Raw genomic sequence first — 21766 nt, 5'->3', positions numbered from 1 at the left:
GGGCGGCGAACCTGCGACGCGCCTCGGTGCGTCCGCATCCGCCCCCCTACTTGCCGATCCAGTCGTGCTCGGCGACGACGGCTTCCACCGGGCGCGTCCAGGTGCCGGGCTGGTCGGAAGACCCCGTGCCGAGCGCGCACTGGACCATGACGCTGTCGCTCCAGCGCCCGTACTTGTAGCCCACCGCCGGCAGCAGCCCGACGCGGACGAAGCCGCAGGCCTCGTGGAGGCGCAGGGACGCCTCGTTCTGCGCGTCGATGTAGCCGATCATCTGGCGGTATCCGCCCGCCGCGCAGGCCTCGATCAGCGCCGGCAGCAGGCGCCGGCCGATCCCGGCGTTCAAGTGCTCGTGGTGGACATAGATCGAGTGCTTCAGGGTGTAGCGGTAGGCCGGGCGCTTGCGGAACGGAACCGCGTAGGCGTAGCCGGCCACGATCCCGTCGCGGTCGGCCACGAGGTGCGGCAGGCGCTTCTTGCGCATGGCCTTCCGGCGCTTCTTCAGGTCGTCCGGGTGGAGCGGGTCCGCCTCGAAATCCCCGACATCGCCGACGCCGCGCCGGATGTGATGGGCGTAGATGTCCACCATGTCGGGCACGTCGGCATCCGACGAGGGCCGGATGACGAGGTCGGGATCGCTCTCGGCCGCGCCCGCCATCAGCGGCTCTCGCGCATGACGCGGGGCTCTCGCATGACGTAGGTGTGGAACCGGATCGTCCCATCCGGATCGACGTCGCGGAACACGCCCTGGATCTCGGCCTCGAAGCCCGGGAACAGGTTCGCGGAGCGCTCGAACATCTTGAAGTAGTCCAGCATGGGTTTGGCCCGCTCGTCCAATCGCTCGCCCGGCAGCACCGTGCCGATGCCCGGCGGGTAGACCAGAAGCAAGGTCGTCGCCACACGACCCTCCGCCTCCGCGATCGGAACGTAATCGACGTTGTTGCGGGTGAGCTGCTGGACCGCCTCCTTCGGCGTCATCACCATCTCGGGCAGGTGGCCCGGCTCGAACTGCTTGCGCTGAAGCGTGCTGGTGCCGTGCTCGCGGTGGAAGGCGTGGAAGTCGGCGCAGAGGTCGCGCAGGCGCACGCCCTTGTAGCGGTTGGGCCGCCGCCGCACGAACTCGGGCATCGCCTCCTCGAGGGGCACGTTGTCGTCGTGCAGGCGCTTGAAGGCGACCAGCCCCGAGATCAGCGTGCCGGCCTTGGAGGATTCGACACCCGGCGTCAGCAGGAAGAGCAGCGAGTTGAGGTCGTTCTTCTCCGGCACGATGCGGTTTTCCCGCAGGTACTGGGCAACGATCGGCGCCGGCACCCCATGCTCGGCATATTCCCCGGTGTGCCGGTTGAAGCCCGGCGTCAGCACGGTGAGCTTGTTGGGGTCGGTCATCGCGTAGTCGGGCGCCACGTGGGTGAAGCCGTGCCAGTCGGCGCCCGGCGTCAGCTCCCAATATTTCACGTTGCTGGCGAGCTCGTCCGTCGAGAGACTTTCCCAAGGCACCCGGCCGTCCGGTCCCTTGACCGTGTCCGGCACGAAGGGGTCGAAGAACCAGCGCTTGAGCGGATCGCCCTCCTTCTCCTCGAACTCGCGGCGGATGGCGCGCACCTTCTTGCGCCACTCGATGCCGAGCCGGATGGTATCGTCCCACAGGACGACGCCGGAGCGGCCCTTCATCATCTGCGCGCCGACATCGAGGGAGGCGAACAGGGGATAGAACGGCGAGGTCGAGGCGTGGACCAGGAAGGTCTCGTTGAAGCGCCGGTGTTCGATCCGCCGGGTCTGGCCGCGGATGTGGCTGTCCTTGGTGTGGATCTGCGAGGCCTGGGAGAAGCTCGCCAGCTGCTTGTGGGTCGACTGGGTGGCGATGATGCCGGGCGAGGTCTCGTCGAGGCCCTTCAGGCCCATGGCGAAGCGTCCGGCGAAGAGCGGGTGGAACTTCATGAAGCCCGCCCAGGCCTCGTCGAAGAGGATGTAGTCGCAGAGATGCCCGATCTTATCGAGGATCATCTGCGCGTTGTAGATCGTGCCGTCGTAGGTGCATTGCTCGACCACGGCCACGCGGAACGGCCGCTCGCGTCGCCAGGCCTCCGGGTCGGTGATCAGCGGGTTGTCGCGGATCTTTTCGCGGATGCGCGTCTCGTCCAGGGCTTCGTGGTACATCGGGCCGATCAGCCCGTAGGCGTTGCGGTCGGTCTCCAGGAAGACCGGGATCGCGCCGCCGAGGAACAGGGCGCCGTGATGCGCGGCCTTGTGGTTGTTGCGGTCGAACAGCACGAGGTCGCCCTCCGCCACCAGGGCCGAGAGCACGATCTTGTTGGAGGCCGAGGTGCCGTTGAGGACGAAGTAGGTCTTCTCGGCCCCGAAGATGACGGCCGCCTCCTTCTGCGCCTTCAGGGCCGGCCCCTCGTGGACGAGGAGGTCGCCGAGATCGAGCACCGAGTTGTCGAGGTCGTCGCGAAACACCGCCTCGCCGAGATGCTCGACGAAGATGCGCCCGATCGGCGAGCGGTTGTAGAAGATGCCGCCGTTGTGGCCGGGGCAGGTCCAGAGCTGGTTGCCCTGCTCGGCGTAGTCGACCAGCGCGCCGAAGAACGGCGTCTTCAGGGTCTCGGCATATTGCTTGACCCGGCTCACCAGGCCGCGGGCGATGTAGTCCGGGGTTTCCTCGGCGAGGAAGATGTAGCCGTCGATGAAGTCCAGCACCTCGACCGGAATGTCCTCCAGGCGCTTGCGGCGGACCATGATCACGATGGGCATTTCCAGCCCGCGCTTGCGCATGAGGTTGATGAGGGCGGCCGCCTTGCCGTCGAGGCCGCGCTTGCCCCAATCCACCACCATGCAGCCGATGGCCGAATCGGTCTGGACCGCGATGGCCGCGTCCTCGACGCGGCGCGCCCGTACCACCTCGAAGCCGAGCTTTTCGACCGAACCGATGATCTGCTGGACGCGCACACCCTCGAGGTCGTCCGGATCGAAGTTCGGCGCGCACATCAGGACGGTGAAGCGGCGAAAGAAGTCCATGCGGGGAAAGGCTCCAGAAGGCTGTTGGCGCACCGTTCGCGACGGGACGTGACGCTTCGATGACGATCCTGCGGCGGCGGCGGTGTTTTCAGGCTCCGGGCCGTGCGACAGAAAGCCGGCTTACGATCCGGCACGCCGTTTGACGAGCCCGAGGCGGCGGATCATGCCGTAGACGGCCAGCGCCGCGAGGCCGCAGAGGACCAGGGCGACGAGCGAGCCGTTCTCGAAATCGCCGAGGAACAGCCCCTTGGTGTTCATGCCGAACACGCCCGTCACCAGGGTCGGCGGCAGGAACAAGGCGGTGAGGATCGACAGGGTGAAGAGCTGGCGGTTGGTCTCGGCGGCCGTGCGGCCGGCGATCTCGTCCTGCAGCAGGCGGCTGCGTTCGGACAGGACCAGCATGTCGCGGTGGAGCGAATCGAGCCGCTGGACCACGCGGGCGGCCATGCTCACCACCGCCACCGGCAGGGCGTCGTCGGCCTCCTCGGTCTCGGATTCGAGGCGGTGGAACACCGCGCTGAGGCCCGCGAGCTGGCGATGCTGGCGCACGGCCTGCCGGCGGATCGGCGCCAGCGGTTTCGGGTCGTCGGGCTGGTCCTCGTCGAGCATCCGGTCCTCGGTGGCGTCGAGGTCGTCGGAGAAGCGCCGGGCGCAGGCATCGAGGGCGGCGGCGACGCTGGTGACGAACAGCTCCAGCAGCCCCGCCGGAGCCGGAACGCGGCGCCCGGCCAGCACCGCATCGCGGGCGGCCTCGGCGGCGGCGGTGGCATGCCGGCGCCCGCTGACCAGCAGGCGTTCGCCCAGCACACAATGCAGACGCCCGGCCGGCTCGTCCGCGGTGCGGCTACCGAATTCGCGCTCCCGGTCCGCGATCACGAGGCCGAGATCGCTGCCCTCGATGACCACGCGCTGGTGACCGTCGCGGGCGAAGGTGGCGGCGGCGAGCGCCGGCGGCCCGAAGCGCCCGCCGGCGATAAGCCCGTCGAGGCGCGCATCGACGAGGTCGAGATGCAGCCAGAGGAAGCCGTCGGCGACGGGCTCGGGCAGGCCGCCGCCGGTCTCCAGAAGCCGCCCGCAGCCCTCGGCGTCGAACACCATGGCGAAGAGCAGGCACGGCAGGTCGGTGACGTCGGTGAGAAGGCGCGGCATCGCGGGCAGCCCCGTTGCCGGCAAACCGCCGCCGGTCGCAGCTGGATCGCAGGCGCGGGCGACACTGTCATGACAGCCCGTTCTTCAGGGATGCCTTGAGATCTGGGGCGTTCCACCCCCCGCCGATCGTCCAGGATCATCGGACACCGTCACGCCTCACGGGCGAGTTTGGAGGCTCGGCGCCCGATCGCACAGCGCGATCCTGAACCGTCAGCGAACCTCGCGTCTTGCCAATTACCCATCCGCGAAGTAAGGAATTTTCCTTACAACCGGTGGAGGCTATGATGGCGATCCTGGTTCGCGAGCGGAGCAAGATCACCACGAAGGGTCAGACGACGGTACCCAAGGCCGTGCGTCGGGCACTTGGCGTGAGCTATGGCGGCGAGATCGCCTACGTCGTCGACGAGTTCGGTCGCGTGAGCCTGCTCAAGGCGGAGGAGGAGACGGACCCGGTGATCGAGGGATTCCTGGCGTTCCTCGCGCAGGACATGGTCCGCAACCCGGCGAACATCGCGGCTTTCCCCGCTGGCCTCGCGGAACGCATGACGGCGCTCACGGACGGGATGAACGTCGATCTCAATGAAGATATCGACGGAGCCGTGACGCTCTGAGCCATGATGACCGATGGCTGGACGATCTTCGCCCATCCACTGTTCCTCGATCAGCTCGAGAGGGCGACGGCGGCTGTCGAAGCAGCCAAGGCGGCCGATCCGAAAGGCTATCAGGCCACGGCGCAGGCGAAGCTCCTCGCCATGATCGCGAAATTGATCTTCGAGACGATTCCATCCGATCCGACACGGCAGGAATATCGCCAGGGCGACACACTCGGGCGGTCCCGAAAGCATTGGTTTCGGGCCAAGTTCGGCAACGGCCGATTCCGCCTGTTCTTCCGTTATGACAGCAAGGCAAAGGTCGTCATTTATGCCTGGGTGAACGATGAGAACACGTTGCGGACCTACGGCTCGAAGACCGACGCGTATCTTGTGTTCAAGGGAATGCTCGCCAAAGGCAACCCTCCCGACGACTGGCAAACGTTGCTGGCGTCGGCATCGACAAAGGCAGTTATCGAGCGCCTCGAAAAGGCCAAGCCGAAGAAGCGTGCGCGGCCTCGTCCGGATTGAACGACGACCACCGTTATTTTCCGCAGCGGAATCCATCGCCGGGACCGGACTGCGAGCCTCGCTCCACGAGGACGAGCGCAACACGCTCTGCGTCCAGAGACGAAGGGGCGACGGCATCCGATCGCCCCGCGATCAGCTCTCGGTGGATGCCCCGACTTCGCCCGCGACAAACGCCGCGGCATCGGGCTTGCTCTGCGCCGTCAAAACAGCGGGGCGGCATGGTCGAGAAGCTTTTTCACGCGGGCGCGAGCCTGGCTCTGCTGCTCGCCGTCGCGGTGCTGTTCTCCACCAACCGCCGGGCGATCTCGCCCCGGGTGGTGCTCTCGGCCCTGGCGCTGCAGGTGGCGCTGGGCGCGCTGGTGCTGTTCGTGCCGGCCGGCCGGGCCGGCCTCGCGGCGGCGGCGGGCTTCGTCCAGACCGTTCTGAATTACGGCGACCGGGGCACCGCCTTCCTGTTCGGCGGCCTCGTCGAACCGCGGATGTTCGAGCTGTTCGGTGGCAGCGGCTTCATCCTCGCCCTGCGCATCCTGCCGCAGATCCTCTACGTCTCGGCGCTGATCGCGGTGCTCTATCATTTCGGGGTGATGCAGGCGGCCGCGCGCGGGATCGGCGCCGTGCTGCGGCGGCTGATCGGAACCTCGCCGATCGAGACCTTCTCGGCGGTGATCACCATCGCCATCGGCCAGAGCGAGATCGCCATCGCGCTGCGGCCGTTCCTGATGGCGCTGACCTCGGCCGAGCTGTTCGCCGTGATGTCGAGCGGGGCCGCCTCCACGGCGGGCACGATCCTGGCCGGCTACGCGGCCCTCGGCGTTCCGATGGACTATCTGCTGGCGGCGAGCGTCATGGCGATCCCGGGGGGCCTGCTCTACGCCAAGATCCTGGTTCCGACGACGGAGCCCACGCGGGTGACGACCACGCGGGTCACCTTCGGCGAGACGCGGGCGGTCAACGTGATCGAGGCGGCGGCCGACGGCACCCAGAAGGGGCTGGCCGTGGCGGTCTCGGTGGGGGCGATGCTGATCGCGTTCACGGGGCTGATCGCCCTGCTGAACGGCTTCATGGGCTGGACGGGGGGCCTGCTCGGCTATCCCGCCTTGAGCCTGGAGGGCCTTCTCGGCGCGGTGTTCGCGCCGCTGGCCTGGTTGATGGGCGTGCCGTGGGATCAGGCCGGCCTCGTCGGCGGGGCGCTGGGCCAGAAGATCGCCTTCAACGAGTTCCTGGCCTACGCGCAGCTCTCGCCGGTGCTCAAGGGCGGTACCCTCGATCCGCGCACGGCCGCGATCCTGTGCTTCGCGCTGTGCGGCTTCGCCAACCTGACCTCGGTGGCGATCCAGCTCGCGAGCCTGGCCAGCCTCGCGCCGGAGCGCAGAGCGGAAATCGCTCGCTTCGGCCTGCGCGCGATCCTGGCCGGCACCCTGTCCAACCTGACGAGCGCGACGCTCGCCGGGTTGTTCATCGGGGCCTGACGGCTGTGCCGGCCGGGATGCTTGCGCGGAGGTTCATGCGGCGACGAGTTTCGCCGCCTTGACCTTTGCGGGACCGGCCTTGGCGACGGCCGTGAGCGGCAGCTCGATATCGATGTCGAGGGTCGACATGTCCTGGCCGCGGTCGAGGCGGATCTGGACCTTGTCGCTGTTGACCTCGACGTGCTTGGCGATGACCGCGAGGATTTCCTCGCGCAGCACCATCACGAGATCGGAGCCGCCGACCCCCGCCCGTTCATGGGCGAGGATGAGTTGCAGGCGGTCGCGGGCGACCGGCGCCGAGCCGCGCCGGTTGAACATGTTGAGGAGGCTCATGCTGCCCTCCGGGTGAAGAGTTTGTCGAGGAAGGACTTCTTGTCGGTGGGGACCGACATCGGGACCGCATCGCCGTTGAGGCGGCGCACGGCGTCGGTGTAGGCGCGGGCCGGGGCGCAGAGCGGGTTGTTCAGGGTCACCGGGCAGCCGACATTGGAGGCGCGCAGCACTTCCATGCTCTCCGGGATGATGGCCAGCAGCGGGATCGAGAGAATCTCGAGCACGTCCTCGATCTTGAGCATGTCGCCGCGATCGGCCCGGGCAGGGTCGTAGCGGGTGAGGATCAGGTGCTTCTCCATGGTCTCGCCGCGCTCGGCCTTGAGGGTCTTGGAGTCGAGCAGGCCGATGATCCGGTCGGAATCGCGCACCGAGGAAACCTCGGGGTTGGTCACCACCACGGCGACGTCGGCGTGGCGCATGGCCAGCGTGGCGCCGCGCTCGATGCCGGCCGGGGAGTCGCAGATCACCCAGTCGAACTTTTCGCGCAGCTCGTCCATGACGCGGGCGACGCCCTCGTCGGTGAGCGCATCCTTGTCGCGGGTCTGCGAGGCGGGGAGGAGGTGGAGCTTCTCCAGCCGCTTGTCGCGGATGAGCGCCTGGTTGAGCTTGGCGTCGCCGTTGACCACGTTGATGAGGTCGTAGACGACCCGGCGCTCGGCGCCCATCACGAGATCGAGGTTGCGCAGGCCGACGTCGAAATCGACCACCGCCACGCTCTTGCCGGCCTGCGCGAGCGCCGCGCCGAGGGCCGCCGTCGTCGTCGTCTTGCCGACGCCGCCCTTGCCTGATGTCACGACCAGAACTTTGGCCATATGAGCTGTCTCCCTCAATCCAAGGATGCGAATTTGATGGCGCCGCCATCGAGCCAGATTTGCACGGGCTTGCCGCGCAGGTGGTTGCCCATCACCTCGGCCGTGCGGACGAGGCGGTCGATGCCGAGAAGCTCGGGCTCGAACTTGCGGCAGCAGATGCGGGCGCGGGGGTTGCGGGCGGCACCGGCGATGGCCCGGCCGCGCAGCGCGCCGTAGACATGGATGGAGCCGCCGGCGAGGATCTCCGCGCCGGAAGAAACCGACCCCATCACGGTGACGTCGCCGGTGGGGTGGACGATGGATTGCCCGGACCGGACCGAACCCTCGATGGTGAGGGAGGTCGTGGCCGGCTCCGGGGGTGCCTCGGGCACCTCCGGCTCGGCCTGGACCGGAACCTCGATCGAGCTCAGGGGCCGCCCCTGGACCAGAAGCGGCGGGCGCCCCGGTCCGAGGAGGGAGACCTGCGTTCCCTCGATGCCGAGGATGCGGATCTGCCGGCTGCCGAGTTCGGCCAGCAGGGTGTCGAGGTCCGACGCGGCGGGCTCCAGAGCCGCCACGTCGAGGATCAGGGCGCGCCCGTCGAACAGCGTCGGCGAGCGTTTCAGCGCCTCGTCCAGATCGGCGAACCAATCCGGAAGCGGAGTTTCCGGAGCCAGCACCAAGGACTTGAAGGCACGGCCACGAAGCTGAACGGGTCTGCGGGGAGGGCTTGTGTCAGTCACGGGCTCTCGCGATTCCTTACCAGACCATTGATGCCCGGTATGGTTACCGCTTCGTTAACAACCCGTGCTCAAAGGATTAAAGGCGCGCATTTTCCTCTGATCCGATGATCCAGGGATGGGAGGATGGGCCGGGCGCCCCCGAGTCCGGCGCAGAGTTCGGCCCCGCCTCGCCCCGATCCCCTCCCCGCACCCCGGAAACGGATCGGCCCCGGGCGGGGCGCGCGACGGGCTGCCCCTGTCGCACGCCCCATCCGGGGCCGGGTCGATTCGACGATGGCGCGGCTTGCGCAGCGCCGGCCCTTTGCGCGGCGCCGGCCCTCACCGCGTGGTGGGCAGGAGCCAGTTCGGCAGCCACATGGCGATGCCGGGCACGAGGCAGAGGATCAGGATCGCCACCGCCATCAGGATCACGAAGGGCAGCGTGCCCCAGATGATGTCCTTGAGCGGGATGTCGGGGGCGATGTTCTTGATGACGAAGATGTTGAGGCCCACCGGCGGGTGGATCAGGCCCATCTCCATGGTGATGGTCATCACGACGCCGAACCAGACGAGGTCGAATCCGGCCGCCTTGAGCGGCGGCAGGATGATCGGTGCCGTCATCAGGATGATCGAGACCGGCGGCAGGAAGAAGCCGAGCAGGATCACGAGGCCGAGGATCGTCACCAGCAGCACCCAGGGCGAGAGCTGCATCGCCACGATCGCGCTCGCGGCCGATTGCGAGATGTGCAGGTAGCTCATCACGTAGGCGTAGAGGAGCGACATGCCGATGATGAGCATCAGCATGGTGGATTCCCGCAGGGTCGCGGCGAGGATCGGGTTGACGTCCCGGGGGCGCCAGACACCGTAGATGATGGCGATCAGGCCGAGCGCCAGCAGGCCGCCGAGGCCGGCGGTCTCGGAGGGCGTGGCGTAGCCGCCGTAGAGCGCCACCATCACGCCGGTGAGCAGGATCACGAAGGGCAGCACCCGCGGCAGCGTCGAGAACCGCTGGCGCATGCTGTATGTGTCCTCCGCCAGAATGGCCGAGGGGGTTCCGTGGCGCTCGTAGGCGTCCTTGGCGGCGGCATATTCCGCGCGGAAGCGATAAACCGACCAGGTGGCGAACAGGGCGACCAGCAGCAGGCCCGGACCGATGCCGGCGAGGAACAGGCGCCCGAGCGACTGCTCGGCGGCCACCGCGTAGAGGATCATGGTGATGGAGGGCGGCAGCAGGATGCCGAGCGTGCCGCCCGCCGCGATGATGCCGGCGGCGAAGCCCGGCGAGTAGCCGCGCTTGCGCATCTCGGGGATGCCCGCCGAACCGATGGCCGAGCAGGTGGCGGGCGAGGACCCCGCCATCGCGGCGAAGAGCGCGCAGGCGAAGACGTTGGCGATGCCGAGCCCCCCGGGGATGCGGTGCATCCAGGCATGCATGGCGGAATAGAGATCCTGGCCCGCCCGGCTCCGTCCGATGGCGGCGCCCTTCAGGATGAAGAGCGGGATCGACAGCAGGGTGATGGAGGCCATCTCCTCGTAGACGTTCTGCGCCACCGTATCGAGGGAGGCGCCGGGCATGAAGACATACATGAAGGCCAGGGCGACGAAGCCCAGGGCGAAGGCGATGGGGATGCCGGCGAGCATCGCGCTCAGCGTCGCGCCCGCATACAGGAAGCCGATGGCGGCGACGCTCATGGGTGGGAGCCCGTCTTGAGGGAGGAGTTGTTCAGGGAAGAGTTGTTCAGGGAAGGTTTGTTGAGATCGGCGCCGAGGCCGACTTTCGGGTTGGCCCAGCCGGCCGCGCGCGGCCCGTAGGTCAGCGCCTCGATGATCTGCAGCAGGAATTGCAGGCCGAGGAAGCTCATGCCCAAAGCCATCAGCGCGTAGGGAATCCACAGGGGCGGCCCCCAGGAGGATTGCGAGACCTGACCGTCGACCCAGGCCTCGTGCAGCAGGCTCCAGCTCTTCCAGGCGAAGAAGGTGACGAACACGATGCTGATGAGGTCGGCCACCAGCAGGCGGACCCGGTTCACGCGCGGCGAGAGCAGCCCGCTCAAGGCCTCGATCGCCACGTGGCCGCGCTTGGCCTGGACGGCCGCGGCCGAGAAGAAGGTGGCCCCCACGATGAGGAACACCGCCATCTCGTCCTGCCAGTCGGTGGGCTCCTGCAGGGCGTAACGCACCACCACGCTGTAGCTGAGCACGAGGCAGGCGCAGACCAGGGCGATGCCGCCGAGCAGCATGATCACCCGGTTGATCGCCTTCATGCCCCGGTCGAGATGCCCGAGCAGGCCGGGAATCCGGGGCTCGGGGGCGACCGCCGCGGTTTCGGAAGCGGCCGAGGCCGCGTCGAAGGCGTGGCTCACGACACCTGCTCCGCCAGCTTGAGGAGCTCGGCGCAGTTCGCCGACTTGCCCGCGAAGTCCTTCCAGGCCGTCTCGCGGGCGATGTCGCGCCACTGGCCGAGCGTCTTCTCGTCGAGGTTCTGCACCTTGGCTCCGGCCTTGCCGAAGATCTCCTCGACCTTGGTGTCGTCCGCCTTGGCACCGGCCTGCCCGAAGGGCTCGAGTTCCTCGCCGATCGCCATGACGAGGTCCTGCTGGTCCTTGGGCAGGCGCTCGAACGCGATTTTCGACATCATGAGCGGCTCGAGCATGAACCAGTAGGAGCGCTCGCGGCCCGAGGTCAGGGCCTTCGACAGTTCCTCGAGGCGGAACGAGATCAGGCTGGTGGACGAGGTGATGACCGCATCGCAGGCGCCGGTCTGCATGGCGGCGTAGGATTCGCTGGAGGGGATCGACAGGGTCGCGGCGCCGGCCTGCTTCATCATCAGGTCCATCTCGCGCGATCCGCCGCGGACCTTGAGGCCCTTGGCGTCCGCCGGGGTGTAGAGCGGGCGTTCGCGGCTGGCGACGCCGCCCGATTGCCAGACCCAGGAGACGAGGAGGATGCCCTTGGAATCGAGGATCTCGGTGATCTTCCGGCCGACCGGCGCCTTCTTCCAGGCGATGGCCTGCTCGTAGGAGCTCACCAGCGCCGGCATCAGGCCGATATTCATCTCCGCCACTTCGCCGCCGGCATAGGGCGACGGGTAGAGCGACAGGTCGAGCGCGCCCTTCCGCATGGCGCCGAACTGGGCGTTGGTCTTCATCAGGGACGAGCCCGGATAGACCTGCACCTCGATGGCGCCCTTGGAGCGCTCGGCCAGCAGGGCGGCGAACTTCCGCGACAGACGATCGCGGAAATCGCCCTCATCGATGGTGCCGCCGGGAAACTGGTGCGAGAGCTTCAGGGTGGTGGTGGCAGCCCGGGCGCGGGAGCCGAGCGAGAGGATGGCGGGGGCGGCGAGGCCGCCGGCGACGAGGGCACGGCGCGTCAACATCATGGCGAGTCTCTCCCTGGGCAGGCCTCCGGCCGCCTCCTTTTTGCAGCGCAGCATTTATACTGCGCCGCCACTTCTTTATACATGAAACGACGTCTTGTATATTTTGTCAACGCAGATGAATAATGGAGCGCGCCTGATTGTTGTGAGTGGGCAGGATGAAAACCGGGCTGGGATCTCCGCGCATGAACCAATCGCGTCGCCTCAGGCACACCATCGAAACCGAGATCGTGGATGGGCGCCTGTCCATCGGGGCACGCCTCGACGAGACGGAGCTGGCGGAGCGCTTCGGGGTGTCGCGCACGCCGATCCGCGAGGCCTTGCTGCAACTGGCGATGACCGGCCTCGTGGAGATCAAGCCTCGGCGGGGCGCCATCGTCAGCGCCCCGGATCCGCAGCTCCTCATCGCCATGTTCGAAACCATGGCGGAGATCGAGGCCTCGTGCGGCCGCCTCGCCGCGCGGCGTCTGGTGCCGGACGACGAGGCGGCCCTGAAGGCCGCCCTGGCGGCCTGCGGCGTCTCGGCGGCGGCCGGCGATCCCGAGACGTATTATGCCGAGAACTACGTCTTCCACACGGTGGTCTACCGGGCCTGCCGGAACGGCTTTCTCGAGGAGCAGGCGCGCCAGCTGCACCGGCGGCTCGCACCCTTCCGACGCCTCCAGCTCCGCGCCCGCAACCGCCTCGGGCAATCGCTCGCCGAGCACGAAGCCATCGTCGCCGCGATCGTATCGGGTGACGAGGCCGCGGCGTCCGACCGGTTGCGCGCCCACGTCATCGTGCAGGGGGACCGCTTCTCCGACCTCGTGGCCGGCCTGCGCTCGATCAACGCCGCGGCCTGACCGGCGCCGGGCTTTACGCAAGTCCTTGTCGCGGCACGCAACTCTGATCCCACAGGTTGAATCCGAAAAGATTCCGGAAAGCCATTCTTAAGGGCGTCATTCTAACCGTGTGGTGACACTGACAGACCTGCCGCTATTCGGACCCTTGCCATGCGCCCCTCCCTCAAGAAGACGCTGATCGGACTCTTCGGTCTGCTGACGGTCATCACGACGGGCCAAGGGCTCGTCTCGCTGGCAAAGCTCGACACCATCGGCGACCGCATCACAGTGCTGTCCGACAACGTTCTACCCTCGGTTGATTCCGCGCACACGATGAATGCTTTGGTGATGCGCATCCGCCTTTGGCAGTTCCGCTACGTCCTGGCCGAGACCGCCGAGGAGCGCGGCAACAGCGTCACCCAGGCCGCCGGTCTGGCCAAGGAGTTGGAGGCGAAGCGGGCCGCCTACCAGGCCCTGGTGAGTTCCCCCGAGGAGGGGGCGCTGTACGCGGACGTCACCGGCAAGCTCGCGTTGATGAGCCAGGATTGGAGCCGGCTCCAGGGTATGGACCCGGCCCGGCGCGACGAGATCCTGACGCTGTTTCGCGGTGCCATGAACGCCGACTATCTCGCGACCTCGGGCGCCTTGCGCAAGCTGGTCACCTTCAACGACCAGGTCGGTGGAGCCGCCAAGGCGGCCGCGCGTGCCGAGCAGACCAGCGCGATGCGGGTCACCCAGATCATGCTCGGGCTGTCGGCCCTGATGGCGCTGGCCGCCATGGGCTACACCCTCCTGGGGGTGACCCGCCCGCTCGGCGCGATGACGGCGGCCATGCGGCGCGTCGCGGATGGCGACGCCGAAACCGAGATTCCCAGCGTCGGCCGCCGCGACGAGATCGGCGCCATGGCCGACACCCTTGACACCTTCCGGGCGAATCTCGTCCGCAGCCGGGTTCTGGAGGAGGAAACCCGCCTCGCCCGGGCGGGCGCCGAAGCCCAGCGCAAGGCGGCGATGCGTGAGATGGCCGACGGGTTCGAGGGCGCCGTCGGCGGGATCCTCGGCCGGGTGACGGCGGCGGCGAGCCAGCTGCGCGGGACGGCCCAGAGCATGGCCGGCACCGCCTCCGCGACGGCGCAGCAATCCACCACGGTGGCGGCGGCGGCCGAACAGGCGGCGGCCAATGTCGGCATGGTGGCGGCGGCGGCCGAGGAGCTCGGGGCCTCCGTGCAGGAGATCGGGCGTCAGGTCGACGGCTCGACCCAGCTCGCCCAGCGGGCGGTGGACGAGGCCGCCGAGACCGCGACGCAGGTTCAGGAACTGAGCGCCGCGGCCGCGCGGATCGGCGACGTGGTGGCGATGATCGCGAGCATCGCGGGCCAGACCAACCTGCTGGCGCTGAATGCCACCATCGAGGCGGCCCGCGCCGGTGAGGCGGGTCGCGGCTTCGCCGTGGTCGCCGCGGAGGTGAAGGAACTCGCCAACCAGACCGCGCGGGCCACCGAGGAGATCAGCGGGCAGATCGGCCGGATCCAGGGTTCGACCGGTCAGGCCGTCTCCGCGATCGAGGGCATCAGCAGCCGCATCCGCGAGATCAGCACCGTGGCGACCTCGATCGCGGCGGCGGTCGAGGAGCAGGGCGCGGCGACGCAGGAGATCGTGCGCAACGTGGGCGAGGCAGCCACCGGCACCGGCGAGGTCACCACGAACATCACCGGGGTCGCCGGAGCGGCCGAGGAAACCGGCGCAGCCGCGTCCCAGGTCCTGGCGTCGGCCTCCGAACTCTCACACGAATCCGAGCATCTGGCGCAGGAACTGGCCCGCTTCCTCGGGACGGTCCGGGCGGCCTGACCGGCGCCCGGCTCAGGCCGTTGTGCCGGAGGCGTCCTGGCCAGAGGTTCCGAAATTCTCGGCGATCACCGGCGTCCGGGCCCGGATATGGGCGCGCATCAGCGGAGCCAGCGCCTCGCCGTCCCGGGCGCGGAGCAGCGCGATCATCTGCTCGTGCTCGCGGACGGATTGCGCCCATTGCTCCGGCGTCTGGTGCACGGCGTAGCGCGAGCGCTGGATGCGGCCCGACAGGCTGTCGTAGATGCCCCCCAGGGTGGCATTGCGGCTCGCCCGCATGATGCCCTCGTGGATCGCCCGGTTCAGGGCGAAGTAGACGCCCTCCTCGCCGGCCTTCCAGGCCGTCACCATGGCGTCGTGGTCGCGGGAGATGCCGTCGATCTCCACATCGGTGATGATGCGGCAGGCAAGATCGGCGGCGGTTGCCTCGAGGCCGGCGATGACCTCGATCATTTCCTCGATCTCGGATTGCGACAAGCTGGCGACCCGGGCGCCGCGATTCGGCAGCAGTTCCAGCAGGCCCTCGGTGGCGAGGATCTTGATGGCTTCGCGCAGGGGCGTGCGGGAGATGCCGAAGCGCTCGGTCAACTCGCTCTCGTTGATCCGGGCGCGCGGTTCGAGCTCGCCCGAACAGATCAGGTCGCGCATGCGGTCGACCACCTCATCGTGAAGGTAGCGCCGGTTGATGCCGAGGCCCGTCTCGATCTTGTTCATGGGTCCACGACGTCTGGAAGAGAAATGAAGAATACGTCTTCGTGGTAATCCCTCGTCTGAGACCTGTCGAGAGAGTGCGGAATTATACCCCCGGTCCCCGCCCCGGCGTCAGCGGATTTCTTCGTGCCAGGTCCGGCCGTCGCGCTCGATCAGCGCGATGGCGGCGGTCGGCCCCCAGCTGCCGGCCGGATAGGGCCGCGGCGGCTCGGGCCGGTCGGCCCAGGCCTTGAGCAGCGAATCGGCCCAGGCCCAGGCCACCTCGACCTCGTCCCGGCGCATGAACAGGGTGGCGTTGCCGCGCACCACATCCATGAGCAGGCGCTCGTAGGCATCGGGGTAACGCTGCTTGAAGGTCTCCTCGAAGGAGATGTCGAGGTTGGTCGGGCGCAGACGCATGCCGCCCGGCCCCGGGTCCTTGGTCATGACTTCGAGCTTGATCCCCTCCTCCGGTTGGAGCCGGATGACGAGGCGGTTGGGCTCGCGCCCGAAGGCTTCCTCCGGGAAGATCGAGAACGGCGAGGCGCGGAACTGCACCACGATTTCGGAGAGCTTCTGCGGCAGACGCTTGCCGGTGCGCAGGTAGAACGGCACCCCGGCCCAGCGCCAGGACTGCACCTCGAGCTTGAGAGCCACGAAGGTCTCGGTGCGACTGTCGGTGTCGCCGCCGAGGTCGGTGCGGTATCCGTCCACCGGCTTACCCGCGACGGCACCGGCGGCATACTGGCCCCGCACCGTCACGGTCTGCACGTCGTGCGGGGTGATCGGCTTCAGGGCCCGCAGCACCTTCAGCTTCTCGTCGCGGACGGAATTGGCGTCGAGGGAGAGCGGGCTCTCCATCGCCATCAGGCAGAGGAGTTGCAGCATATGGTTCTGCACCATATCCCGCAGCGCGCCCGAAGTGTCGTAATATCCGGCCCGGCCCTCGACGCCGACGGTCTCGCCCACCGTGATCTGGACGTGGTCGATGACGTCCGCCGTCCACAGGCGCTCGAAGATGGTGTTGGCGAAGCGCAGGGCGAGTAGGTTCTGCACCGTCTCCTTGCCGAGGTAGTGGTCGATGCGGAAGATCTGCTCCTCAGGAAACACCTTTCCGACCGCGTCGTTGATGGCGCGCGCCGATTTCAGGTCCTTGCCGATCGGCTTCTCCAGCACGACGCGGGACTTCTCCCCGATCAGGCCGTGCTGGGCGAGGTTCTGGCAGATCGAGCCGTAGAGGTCGGGCGAGGTGGCGAGATAGTAGGGCCGCACCTGATCCGGACGCTCGGCGAGCTTGGCGGCGAGATCTTCCCAGCCCTCGTCCCCGGCCCCGTCCACCGCCACGTAGTCGAGATGGTCGAGGAAGGCCGCGATCGTGTCCTCGGCGAGATCGGCGGCGGGGACGAAGCGCTTGATCGCATCGCGCGCCCGCTCGCGGAACGCCTCGGTGCTCATCTCCGAGCGCGACGCCCCGATGATCCGGCTCGTGCCCGGGATCTGCCCATCCTTGAAGCGGTAGTACAGGGCCGGCAGCAGCTTACGCGTCGTCAGGTCGCCGGTGGCGCCGAAGACGACACAGTCGAAGGAGGCGACGGGGATGATGGTGGCCAAGGGCGGCTCCCGTTCGGTTTACAAGTCGGCCCGCAGCACGTCGGCTCGCAGGAGGATCGTCACGCGGTTGCCCTGCACGGACAAGGCGCGAAGAATCGCACCCGCTGTGTCGGCTTCCCGGCGCCGCTATGCAAGGCGTCCGCCACCTGCGTGGCGTGCAGAACGGAGATGGTTCGGGCGAGCGTCGGTCGCGGCGATCAGGACCCGGCGAAGCGCTGGAACGCGGCGGCGTGGTCGGGGTGCCAGCGCGAGAGCGCCGGACGGTTCTCGATGATGTCCCCGGCGGCCCAGGCGATGCGCTTGGCGTCCTGCGCCCGGGTCGTCTCGTTGTCGGGGCAGAGAATGTAGAAATCGCCCTGCGCCAGGCCGGCCATCAGGACATCCATCGTCTCCTCCGGCGTCCAGGCCCCCTCGGGCTTCTCGGTGACGCCCCGCGCCCGGGTCAGGCCGGTATAGACGAACCCCGGGATCAGCAGATGGGCGCTGACCCGGGCGCCCTCCCGTCCACGCAGGTCGTGGGCCAGCGCCTCCGTGACGACCTTCACCCCCGCCTTCGACACGTTGTAGGGCGTGTTGCCCGGCGGTGTGGTGATGCCCTGCTTCGAGCCGGTGACCACGATGGCCCCGGGCGCGCCACCGGCGATCATCCCGGGCGCGAAGGCCTGGATACCGTTGAGGACGCCCCACAGATTGGTGTCGAGGATGCGCCGCCAGGTCTCCGCGTCCGAGAACAGCGTCCCGCCGGCCTCGATTCCCGCATTCAGCATGACGACGGCCGGTGCGCCGCCGGTGGTGGCGGCGTCGCGAAGGGCAGCGACGTCTTCGGGACGGGCGACATCGGTCGGCATGGCGTGGACCGGGGCTTGGACCGCGGTGTCCCGCGCCACGGCGGCGACCGCCACCTGCGCGGCGTCCAGGGCGGAACCGGGCAGGTCGGCCAGCCAGACCGCCAGGCCCTCGGCGGCGAATCGCTTGGCCGCCGCCAGCCCGATCCCGCTGGCTGCGCCGGTGACGATGGCGGTTCGCCCCGCCTGAAATGCCGGATGCCTGCTCATGCTGTCTCCTGTCGGACGGAAGTCTGCGGGGCACGCCCTGTGTGGAGGTGCCGTTGCACGCGTCAGGTAGGGCACCCTGTGGAGGCCGGCAGCCGGGCACAGGAGATTGGTAACCCTCTATGCGCATGGTTGGGGAGACTTCACACGCGAGAGACCCGCGATGCGTTCGCGCTACAGTGCCGTTCTCCTCCGCCTACCGGCGCGGTCCGTCCGCCCACCCGCTCGATCAATCCGCCTGCGCGCGGGCCTGTCGCAGATGGCGCTCGTCCTGGCCCTCGGCGGCACGGCCTGGGCGCAGGACGCCCGCATGCCGGCCAAGGCCCCGTCGGAGCCTCCCGCCAGGGTGACGACGGAGCTTCCGAAGGTCGAGACCCTGTCGGCCACCGCGCCGGTGACGCCCGCCGTCCAGGCCATCGTGCCGAATGCGGCCGACGCGGCGCCGGCCCCGGTTAAGAAGTCGCGGGAATTGCCGCCCCTGGTGGTGGCGCGGGTCTCCACCGACCCGGTCCCGACCCTCAGCCCCGCCACCTTCCTCGATACCCTGCGCATGGCCGACCGCTACCAGGCCATGGTCGATGCCGGCGGATGGACGGCGCTGCCCGCCGATCTCGTGGTGAAGCCCGGTGCCAGCAATCCGGCGATCCCCGCCCTGCGCAAGCATCTGGTCCTGGTCGGCGATCTCCCCGCCGAGACAGCGATGAGCGATCAGCTCGACGCGCCCCTGGTGGCGGCGGTCAAGTCCTTCCAGGCCCGCCACGGATTGCCCGAGACCGGCCTGATCGGGCGCCAGACGGTGGCGGCGCTCAACGTGCCGGCGGCCACGCGCCAGCGCCAGCTCGCCGCCTCCGCGGCCCGGCAGATCGGCTCGAACTTCCCCTACGGCGACCGCTACGTCGTGGTGAACATTCCCTCGGCGACCGTGGAGGCGGTCGATCACGGCATGGTGGTGCGCCGCTACGTGGCGGTGGTCGGCAAGCCCGACAAGGCGACGCCCCGCATCGAGGCGCGCATCACCGACGTGAACCTCAATCCGACCTGGACGCTGCCGGTCTCCATCATCAAGAAGGAGATCATTCCGAAGATGCGGAAAGACCCGGGCTATCTCGCCCGCGAGCGCATCCGCATCCTCGGCCCCGGCGGCGTCGAGGTCGATCCGACCGCCATCGACTGGTCGACTGAAAAGGCGGCCAACTACACCCTGCGTCAGGATTCCGGCCTGGAGAACTCCCTGGGACAGGTCCGCATCGACATGCCGAACAAGCAGGCGGTCTATATGCATGACACGCCGTCGAAATCGCTGTTCGCCCGCGAGGTCCGGTTTCACTCGCATGGCTGCGTGCGCGTCGCCCAGGTGAAGGAGCTGGCCGGCTGGCTCCTCGAAGGCACGCCCGGCCCCAACGGCCAGGGCTCGACCTGGGGTCCGATCGAGATCGAAACCAGCATCGCCACCAATGAGCGCCTGGACATCAAGCTGCCGAAGCAGATCCCGGTGACCTTCGTGTATCTCACCGGCTACGCGACGCCGGACGGCCGTGCCCATTTTCGCGATGACATCTACGGCATCGACAGCCCGGCGGTGCCGATGCCGGATGTGGCGGCGACGGGCACGATCGCTCCGCCGGCCAAGGCCAAATCGACGGATATCAAGTCAACGGATATTAAGTCGACCGTTGCCAAACCGACCATCGCCCAGCCGACAGTCGCCAAATCGAGCGCGGCCAAATCGAGCGCGGCCAAATCGAGCGCTGCCAAGCCGGCCCGGTCCGCTCCGGTCACCGAGACGGCCGCGACGAACGATCCGGTTCCGCCGCGTTCGATCCCGAGTCGCGCCGCGCTTCCGCCTGTGGATTGATCGGCTGTCGGCCCACGCGGCGATCCGGGGCTCCGAAACCCGGAAATGAGCGGAGGGTCCGTCCGATCCACTCGGGCGGACGGGCGACGGACGGGGAGCCACAACCTTGACAACGCCGAGCAACTCCTACGAATGTTACGTTATAACATTCCTAAAGGAGCTGTGTTCATGCTGCACCCCGATCTACGCCTGCCCGTGACCGTGCTGTCGGGCTTTCTTGGCGCGGGCAAGACCACCCTGCTCAACCACGTCCTGAACAATCGGGAGCAGCGGCGCGTCGCCGTGATCGTCAACGACATGAGCGAGGTGAACATCGATGCCGACCTGGTGCGGGGTGGCGAGGCCAACCTGTCGCGGACGGACGAACGCCTGGTGGAAATGACCAATGGCTGCATCTGCTGCACCCTGCGGGATGATCTGCTGGCGGAGGTCCGGCGCCTCGCCGAGGCCGGGCGCTTCGACTATCTCCTGATCGAGGGCACCGGCATCGCCGAACCGCTGCCTGTCGCCTCGACCTTCTCATTCCGGGATGAGGAGGGGCGGGCGCTCTCCGACGTGGCCCGCCTCGACACCATGGTGACGGTGGTGGACGCGGTGAACCTGCTCAAGGATTACGGCTCGGCGGACTTCCTGAGCCATCGCGGCGAGACCGCGGGCGAAGGGGACACACGAACCCTGGTCGACCTCCTGGTGGAGCAGATCGAGTTCGCCGACGTCGTGGTCATCAACAAGGCAACGGATGTCTCACCCGAAGCGCTCGCCCTGGTGCGCTCCGTGGTGCGGGGCCTCAACGGCGACGCGCGGATCGTCGAGGCCTCCCACGGCCGCATCCCCCTATCGACGGTCCTGGACACGGGCCTCTTCGACGAGGACAAGGCCCAGGAACACCCGCTCTGGTTCAAGGAGCTCTACGGCGCCGCGGAGCATGTGCCGGAGACGGAAGAATACGGGATCGGCACGTTCGTGTACCGGGCGCGGCGCCCGTTCGACCCGACGCGATTCAACGCCTTCGTCGACGCGACCTGGCCGGGCCTGATCCGCGCCAAGGGGCATTTCTGGCTCGCCTCCCGGCCGGACTGGGTCGGCGAGTTCTCCCTGGCGGGAGCCGTGGCCCGGGTCAGCGCCATGGGCTTCTGGTGGCACGCGATTCCGCGGAGCCGGTGGCCGGAGGAATCGGAGTTCCGCAGCCGTCTCGACGCGGTCTGGAGCGAGACCTGGGGAGATCGGCGACAGGAGCTGGTCTTCATCGGCACGGGCATGGACGAGGCGGCCATCCGGGCCGCCCTTGATGCCTGCCTGATCGACACCGGGCCGGACCGGGGCACCTTCGATGCCGCCCCCTATCGCGCGCTGCCCGATCCGTTCCCGCCCTGGCAGCGCGCGGCCTGACCTCCGTCCCGCCGATCATCGCGACCGGCGGGGCCTGGCGCGGGGCCAACGAAGGCGACGTTCAGTCCGGTCACCCGCGATCGGGTCACCGGACCCGTCGACGGTCAGGAATCGAGGCCGCCATCCTCGTCGATATCGACCAGGAACACGATGTCGGCGTCGTCTTCCTCATCGCCGTCCTCGTCCTCGTCGTCGTTCGACGCCTGGGCGTGGTGGGCATCCGGCTCGAAGGGCTCGTCCTCCTCGGAATCGTCCTCCGCGAGGGCGTCCTCGAAGATTTCGGTCTCCTCCTCGGTGGCGGGGCGGATCTTGAGCGGAGAGGTGCCGTTCCACAGCACCTTGCCGTCGCTCTTCATGGTCTGGATGTCGTCCTTGAAGCCATCGCAGGTGAAGAGGTCGTTGGCGACCTCCTCGGAGCCATTGATGACCGCGATGGCCACGCCATCGATCTCGAGAGTGAACATCGCGAATCCTTCCTGTCTGCGGCCGGGGCCGCCGTCCGTGTAGGGGCGAACGCGGCGCAG

20 protein-coding genes are annotated in these 21766 nt (G+C 68.3%); 7 read left to right on the top strand and 13 right to left on the bottom strand.

Annotation, left to right across the window (positions count from 1 at the left end; genetic code table 11):
* Nucleotides 1–46: 46 nt before the first annotated feature.
* The 3 genes from ACV7NL_RS06725 to ACV7NL_RS06715 form a co-directional block, all read right to left on the bottom strand.
* Entirely contained in the window at nt 47–655 is a 609-nt protein-coding gene (locus ACV7NL_RS06725; protein WP_056483602.1) for a GNAT family N-acetyltransferase, read from the bottom strand.
* Nucleotides 655–3015: an Orn/Lys/Arg family decarboxylase gene (locus tag ACV7NL_RS06720; protein ID WP_056178734.1), complete on the bottom strand. Its 2361-nt coding sequence runs from the start codon at nt 3013–3015 to the stop codon at nt 655–657. Before ACV7NL_RS06720 ends, ACV7NL_RS06725 begins: the two co-directional genes overlap by 1 nt.
* Before the next feature lie 120 nt (nt 3016–3135).
* Complete coding sequence (locus ACV7NL_RS06715; protein ID WP_463355235.1) at nt 3136–4164, bottom strand: CorA family divalent cation transporter; 1029 nt, start codon at nt 4162–4164, stop codon at nt 3136–3138.
* Between the two features lie 284 nt (nt 4165–4448).
* On the opposite strand from ACV7NL_RS06715, the gene ACV7NL_RS06710 reads away from it, so the two are divergent.
* The 3 genes from ACV7NL_RS06710 to ACV7NL_RS06700 all read left to right on the top strand — a co-directional run bounded on the left by ACV7NL_RS06710 (nt 4449) and on the right by ACV7NL_RS06700 (nt 6754).
* Nucleotides 4449–4775, top strand: coding sequence for a type II toxin-antitoxin system PrlF family antitoxin (locus ACV7NL_RS06710; protein WP_056179931.1), 327 nt, complete (start codon nt 4449–4451; stop codon nt 4773–4775).
* Nucleotides 4776–4781: 6 nt separating this feature from the next.
* The gene (locus ACV7NL_RS06705; protein WP_247636538.1) at nt 4782–5285 is read left to right on the top strand and encodes a type II toxin-antitoxin system YhaV family toxin; all 504 of its coding nucleotides are present in this window, start codon (nt 4782–4784) and stop codon (nt 5283–5285) included.
* A 218-nt stretch (nt 5286–5503) separates the two neighbouring features.
* Complete coding sequence (locus tag ACV7NL_RS06700) at nt 5504–6754, top strand: NupC/NupG family nucleoside CNT transporter (protein WP_056178726.1); 1251 nt, start codon at nt 5504–5506, stop codon at nt 6752–6754.
* Nucleotides 6755–6787: 33 nt separating this feature from the next.
* Here ACV7NL_RS06700 and minE read toward each other — a convergent pair whose 3' ends face one another.
* The 6 genes from minE to dctP all read right to left on the bottom strand — a co-directional run bounded on the left by minE (nt 6788) and on the right by dctP (nt 11982).
* A complete protein-coding gene (gene minE, locus ACV7NL_RS06695; protein WP_463355234.1) occupies nt 6788–7087 on the bottom strand; it encodes a cell division topological specificity factor MinE in 300 nt (99 codons plus the stop codon).
* Complete coding sequence (minD, locus tag ACV7NL_RS06690) at nt 7084–7899, bottom strand: septum site-determining protein MinD (protein ID WP_056178720.1); 816 nt, start codon at nt 7897–7899, stop codon at nt 7084–7086. Before minD ends, minE begins: the two co-directional genes overlap by 4 nt.
* A 14-nt stretch (nt 7900–7913) precedes the next feature.
* Nucleotides 7914–8621 (bottom strand): septum site-determining protein MinC, encoded by a 708-nt coding sequence (gene minC / locus ACV7NL_RS06685; protein WP_463355233.1) that lies wholly within the window; start codon nt 8619–8621, stop codon nt 7914–7916.
* A 318-nt stretch (nt 8622–8939) separates the two neighbouring features.
* Nucleotides 8940–10292: a TRAP transporter large permease gene (locus ACV7NL_RS06680; RefSeq protein WP_056483586.1), complete on the bottom strand. Its 1353-nt coding sequence runs from the start codon at nt 10290–10292 to the stop codon at nt 8940–8942.
* On the bottom strand, nt 10289–10963 hold the full coding sequence (locus ACV7NL_RS06675; protein WP_463355232.1) for a TRAP transporter small permease: 675 nt from the start codon (nt 10961–10963) through the stop codon (nt 10289–10291). Before ACV7NL_RS06675 ends, ACV7NL_RS06680 begins: the two co-directional genes overlap by 4 nt.
* On the bottom strand, nt 10960–11982 hold the full coding sequence (gene dctP, locus ACV7NL_RS06670; RefSeq protein ID WP_056483582.1) for a TRAP transporter substrate-binding protein DctP: 1023 nt from the start codon (nt 11980–11982) through the stop codon (nt 10960–10962). The genes ACV7NL_RS06675 and dctP overlap by 4 nt, the downstream gene beginning before the upstream one ends.
* A 182-nt stretch (nt 11983–12164) precedes the next feature.
* Between dctP and ACV7NL_RS06665 the strand changes: the two genes are divergently transcribed.
* Nucleotides 12165–12821, top strand: a complete 657-nt coding sequence (locus tag ACV7NL_RS06665; protein ID WP_056178703.1) for a GntR family transcriptional regulator — start codon at nt 12165–12167, stop codon at nt 12819–12821.
* Between the two features lie 150 nt (nt 12822–12971).
* Nucleotides 12972–14648, top strand: a complete 1677-nt coding sequence (locus tag ACV7NL_RS06660; protein WP_463355231.1) for a methyl-accepting chemotaxis protein — start codon at nt 12972–12974, stop codon at nt 14646–14648.
* A gap of 12 nt (nt 14649–14660) precedes the next feature.
* Here ACV7NL_RS06660 and ACV7NL_RS06655 read toward each other — a convergent pair whose 3' ends face one another.
* The 3 genes from ACV7NL_RS06655 to ACV7NL_RS06645 form a co-directional block, all read right to left on the bottom strand.
* Nucleotides 14661–15359 (bottom strand): GntR family transcriptional regulator, encoded by a 699-nt coding sequence (locus ACV7NL_RS06655; protein WP_463355230.1) that lies wholly within the window; start codon nt 15357–15359, stop codon nt 14661–14663.
* Nucleotides 15360–15467: 108 nt separating this feature from the next.
* The gene (gene zwf, locus ACV7NL_RS06650) at nt 15468–16946 is read right to left on the bottom strand and encodes a glucose-6-phosphate dehydrogenase (RefSeq protein ID WP_463355229.1); all 1479 of its coding nucleotides are present in this window, start codon (nt 16944–16946) and stop codon (nt 15468–15470) included.
* Between the two features lie 197 nt (nt 16947–17143).
* The gene (locus tag ACV7NL_RS06645; protein WP_463355228.1) at nt 17144–18001 is read right to left on the bottom strand and encodes an SDR family NAD(P)-dependent oxidoreductase; all 858 of its coding nucleotides are present in this window, start codon (nt 17999–18001) and stop codon (nt 17144–17146) included.
* A 160-nt stretch (nt 18002–18161) separates the two neighbouring features.
* On the opposite strand from ACV7NL_RS06645, the gene ACV7NL_RS06640 reads away from it, so the two are divergent.
* Together ACV7NL_RS06640 and zigA are read left to right on the top strand one after the other, a co-directional pair.
* Nucleotides 18162–19853 carry a L,D-transpeptidase family protein gene (locus ACV7NL_RS06640; protein WP_463355227.1) on the top strand — a complete coding sequence of 564 codons (1692 nt, stop codon included), beginning with the start codon at nt 18162–18164 and terminating at the stop codon, nt 19851–19853.
* A 168-nt stretch (nt 19854–20021) separates the two neighbouring features.
* Entirely contained in the window at nt 20022–21242 is a 1221-nt protein-coding gene (zigA, locus tag ACV7NL_RS06635) for a zinc metallochaperone GTPase ZigA (protein WP_056483574.1), read from the top strand.
* 104 nt (nt 21243–21346) lie between these two features.
* On the opposite strand, the gene ACV7NL_RS06630 is transcribed toward zigA, so the two are convergent.
* Nucleotides 21347–21706: a hypothetical protein gene (locus ACV7NL_RS06630; protein ID WP_056178680.1), complete on the bottom strand. Its 360-nt coding sequence runs from the start codon at nt 21704–21706 to the stop codon at nt 21347–21349.
* Between the last annotated feature and the right edge of the window lie 60 nt (nt 21707–21766).

The organism is Methylobacterium sp. Ger2507, assembly GCF_055231875.1.
Note: the sequence above shows the minus strand (reverse complement) of the source record. Positions and strands in the feature narration are given on the sequence as shown.

Excerpts from the sequence above, each read along its gene's own strand:
- ACV7NL_RS06725 (WP_056483602.1), bottom strand. The coding sequence starts at position 655 with ATGGCGGGCGCGGCCGAGAGCGATCCCGACCTCGTCATCCGGCCCTCG.
- ACV7NL_RS06720 (WP_056178734.1), bottom strand. The coding sequence starts at position 3,015 with ATGGACTTCTTTCGCCGCTTCACCGTCCTGATGTGCGCGCCGAACTTC.
- ACV7NL_RS06715 (WP_463355235.1), bottom strand. The coding sequence starts at position 4,164 with ATGCCGCGCCTTCTCACCGACGTCACCGACCTGCCGTGCCTGCTCTTC.
- ACV7NL_RS06710 (WP_056179931.1), top strand. The coding sequence starts at position 4,449 with ATGGCGATCCTGGTTCGCGAGCGGAGCAAGATCACCACGAAGGGTCAG.
- ACV7NL_RS06705 (WP_247636538.1), top strand. The coding sequence starts at position 4,782 with ATGACCGATGGCTGGACGATCTTCGCCCATCCACTGTTCCTCGATCAG.
- ACV7NL_RS06700 (WP_056178726.1), top strand. The coding sequence starts at position 5,504 with ATGGTCGAGAAGCTTTTTCACGCGGGCGCGAGCCTGGCTCTGCTGCTC.
- minE (WP_463355234.1), bottom strand. The coding sequence starts at position 7,087 with ATGAGCCTCCTCAACATGTTCAACCGGCGCGGCTCGGCGCCGGTCGCC.
- minD (WP_056178720.1), bottom strand. The coding sequence starts at position 7,899 with ATGGCCAAAGTTCTGGTCGTGACATCAGGCAAGGGCGGCGTCGGCAAG.
- ACV7NL_RS06680 (WP_056483586.1), bottom strand. The coding sequence starts at position 10,292 with ATGAGCGTCGCCGCCATCGGCTTCCTGTATGCGGGCGCGACGCTGAGC.
- dctP (WP_056483582.1), bottom strand. The coding sequence starts at position 11,982 with ATGATGTTGACGCGCCGTGCCCTCGTCGCCGGCGGCCTCGCCGCCCCC.
- ACV7NL_RS06665 (WP_056178703.1), top strand. The coding sequence starts at position 12,165 with ATGAACCAATCGCGTCGCCTCAGGCACACCATCGAAACCGAGATCGTG.
- ACV7NL_RS06660 (WP_463355231.1), top strand. The coding sequence starts at position 12,972 with ATGCGCCCCTCCCTCAAGAAGACGCTGATCGGACTCTTCGGTCTGCTG.
- ACV7NL_RS06655 (WP_463355230.1), bottom strand. The coding sequence starts at position 15,359 with ATGAACAAGATCGAGACGGGCCTCGGCATCAACCGGCGCTACCTTCAC.
- ACV7NL_RS06645 (WP_463355228.1), bottom strand. The coding sequence starts at position 18,001 with ATGAGCAGGCATCCGGCATTTCAGGCGGGGCGAACCGCCATCGTCACC.
- ACV7NL_RS06640 (WP_463355227.1), top strand. The coding sequence starts at position 18,162 with ATGCGTTCGCGCTACAGTGCCGTTCTCCTCCGCCTACCGGCGCGGTCC.
- zigA (WP_056483574.1), top strand. The coding sequence starts at position 20,022 with ATGCTGCACCCCGATCTACGCCTGCCCGTGACCGTGCTGTCGGGCTTT.
- ACV7NL_RS06630 (WP_056178680.1), bottom strand. The coding sequence starts at position 21,706 with ATGTTCACTCTCGAGATCGATGGCGTGGCCATCGCGGTCATCAATGGC.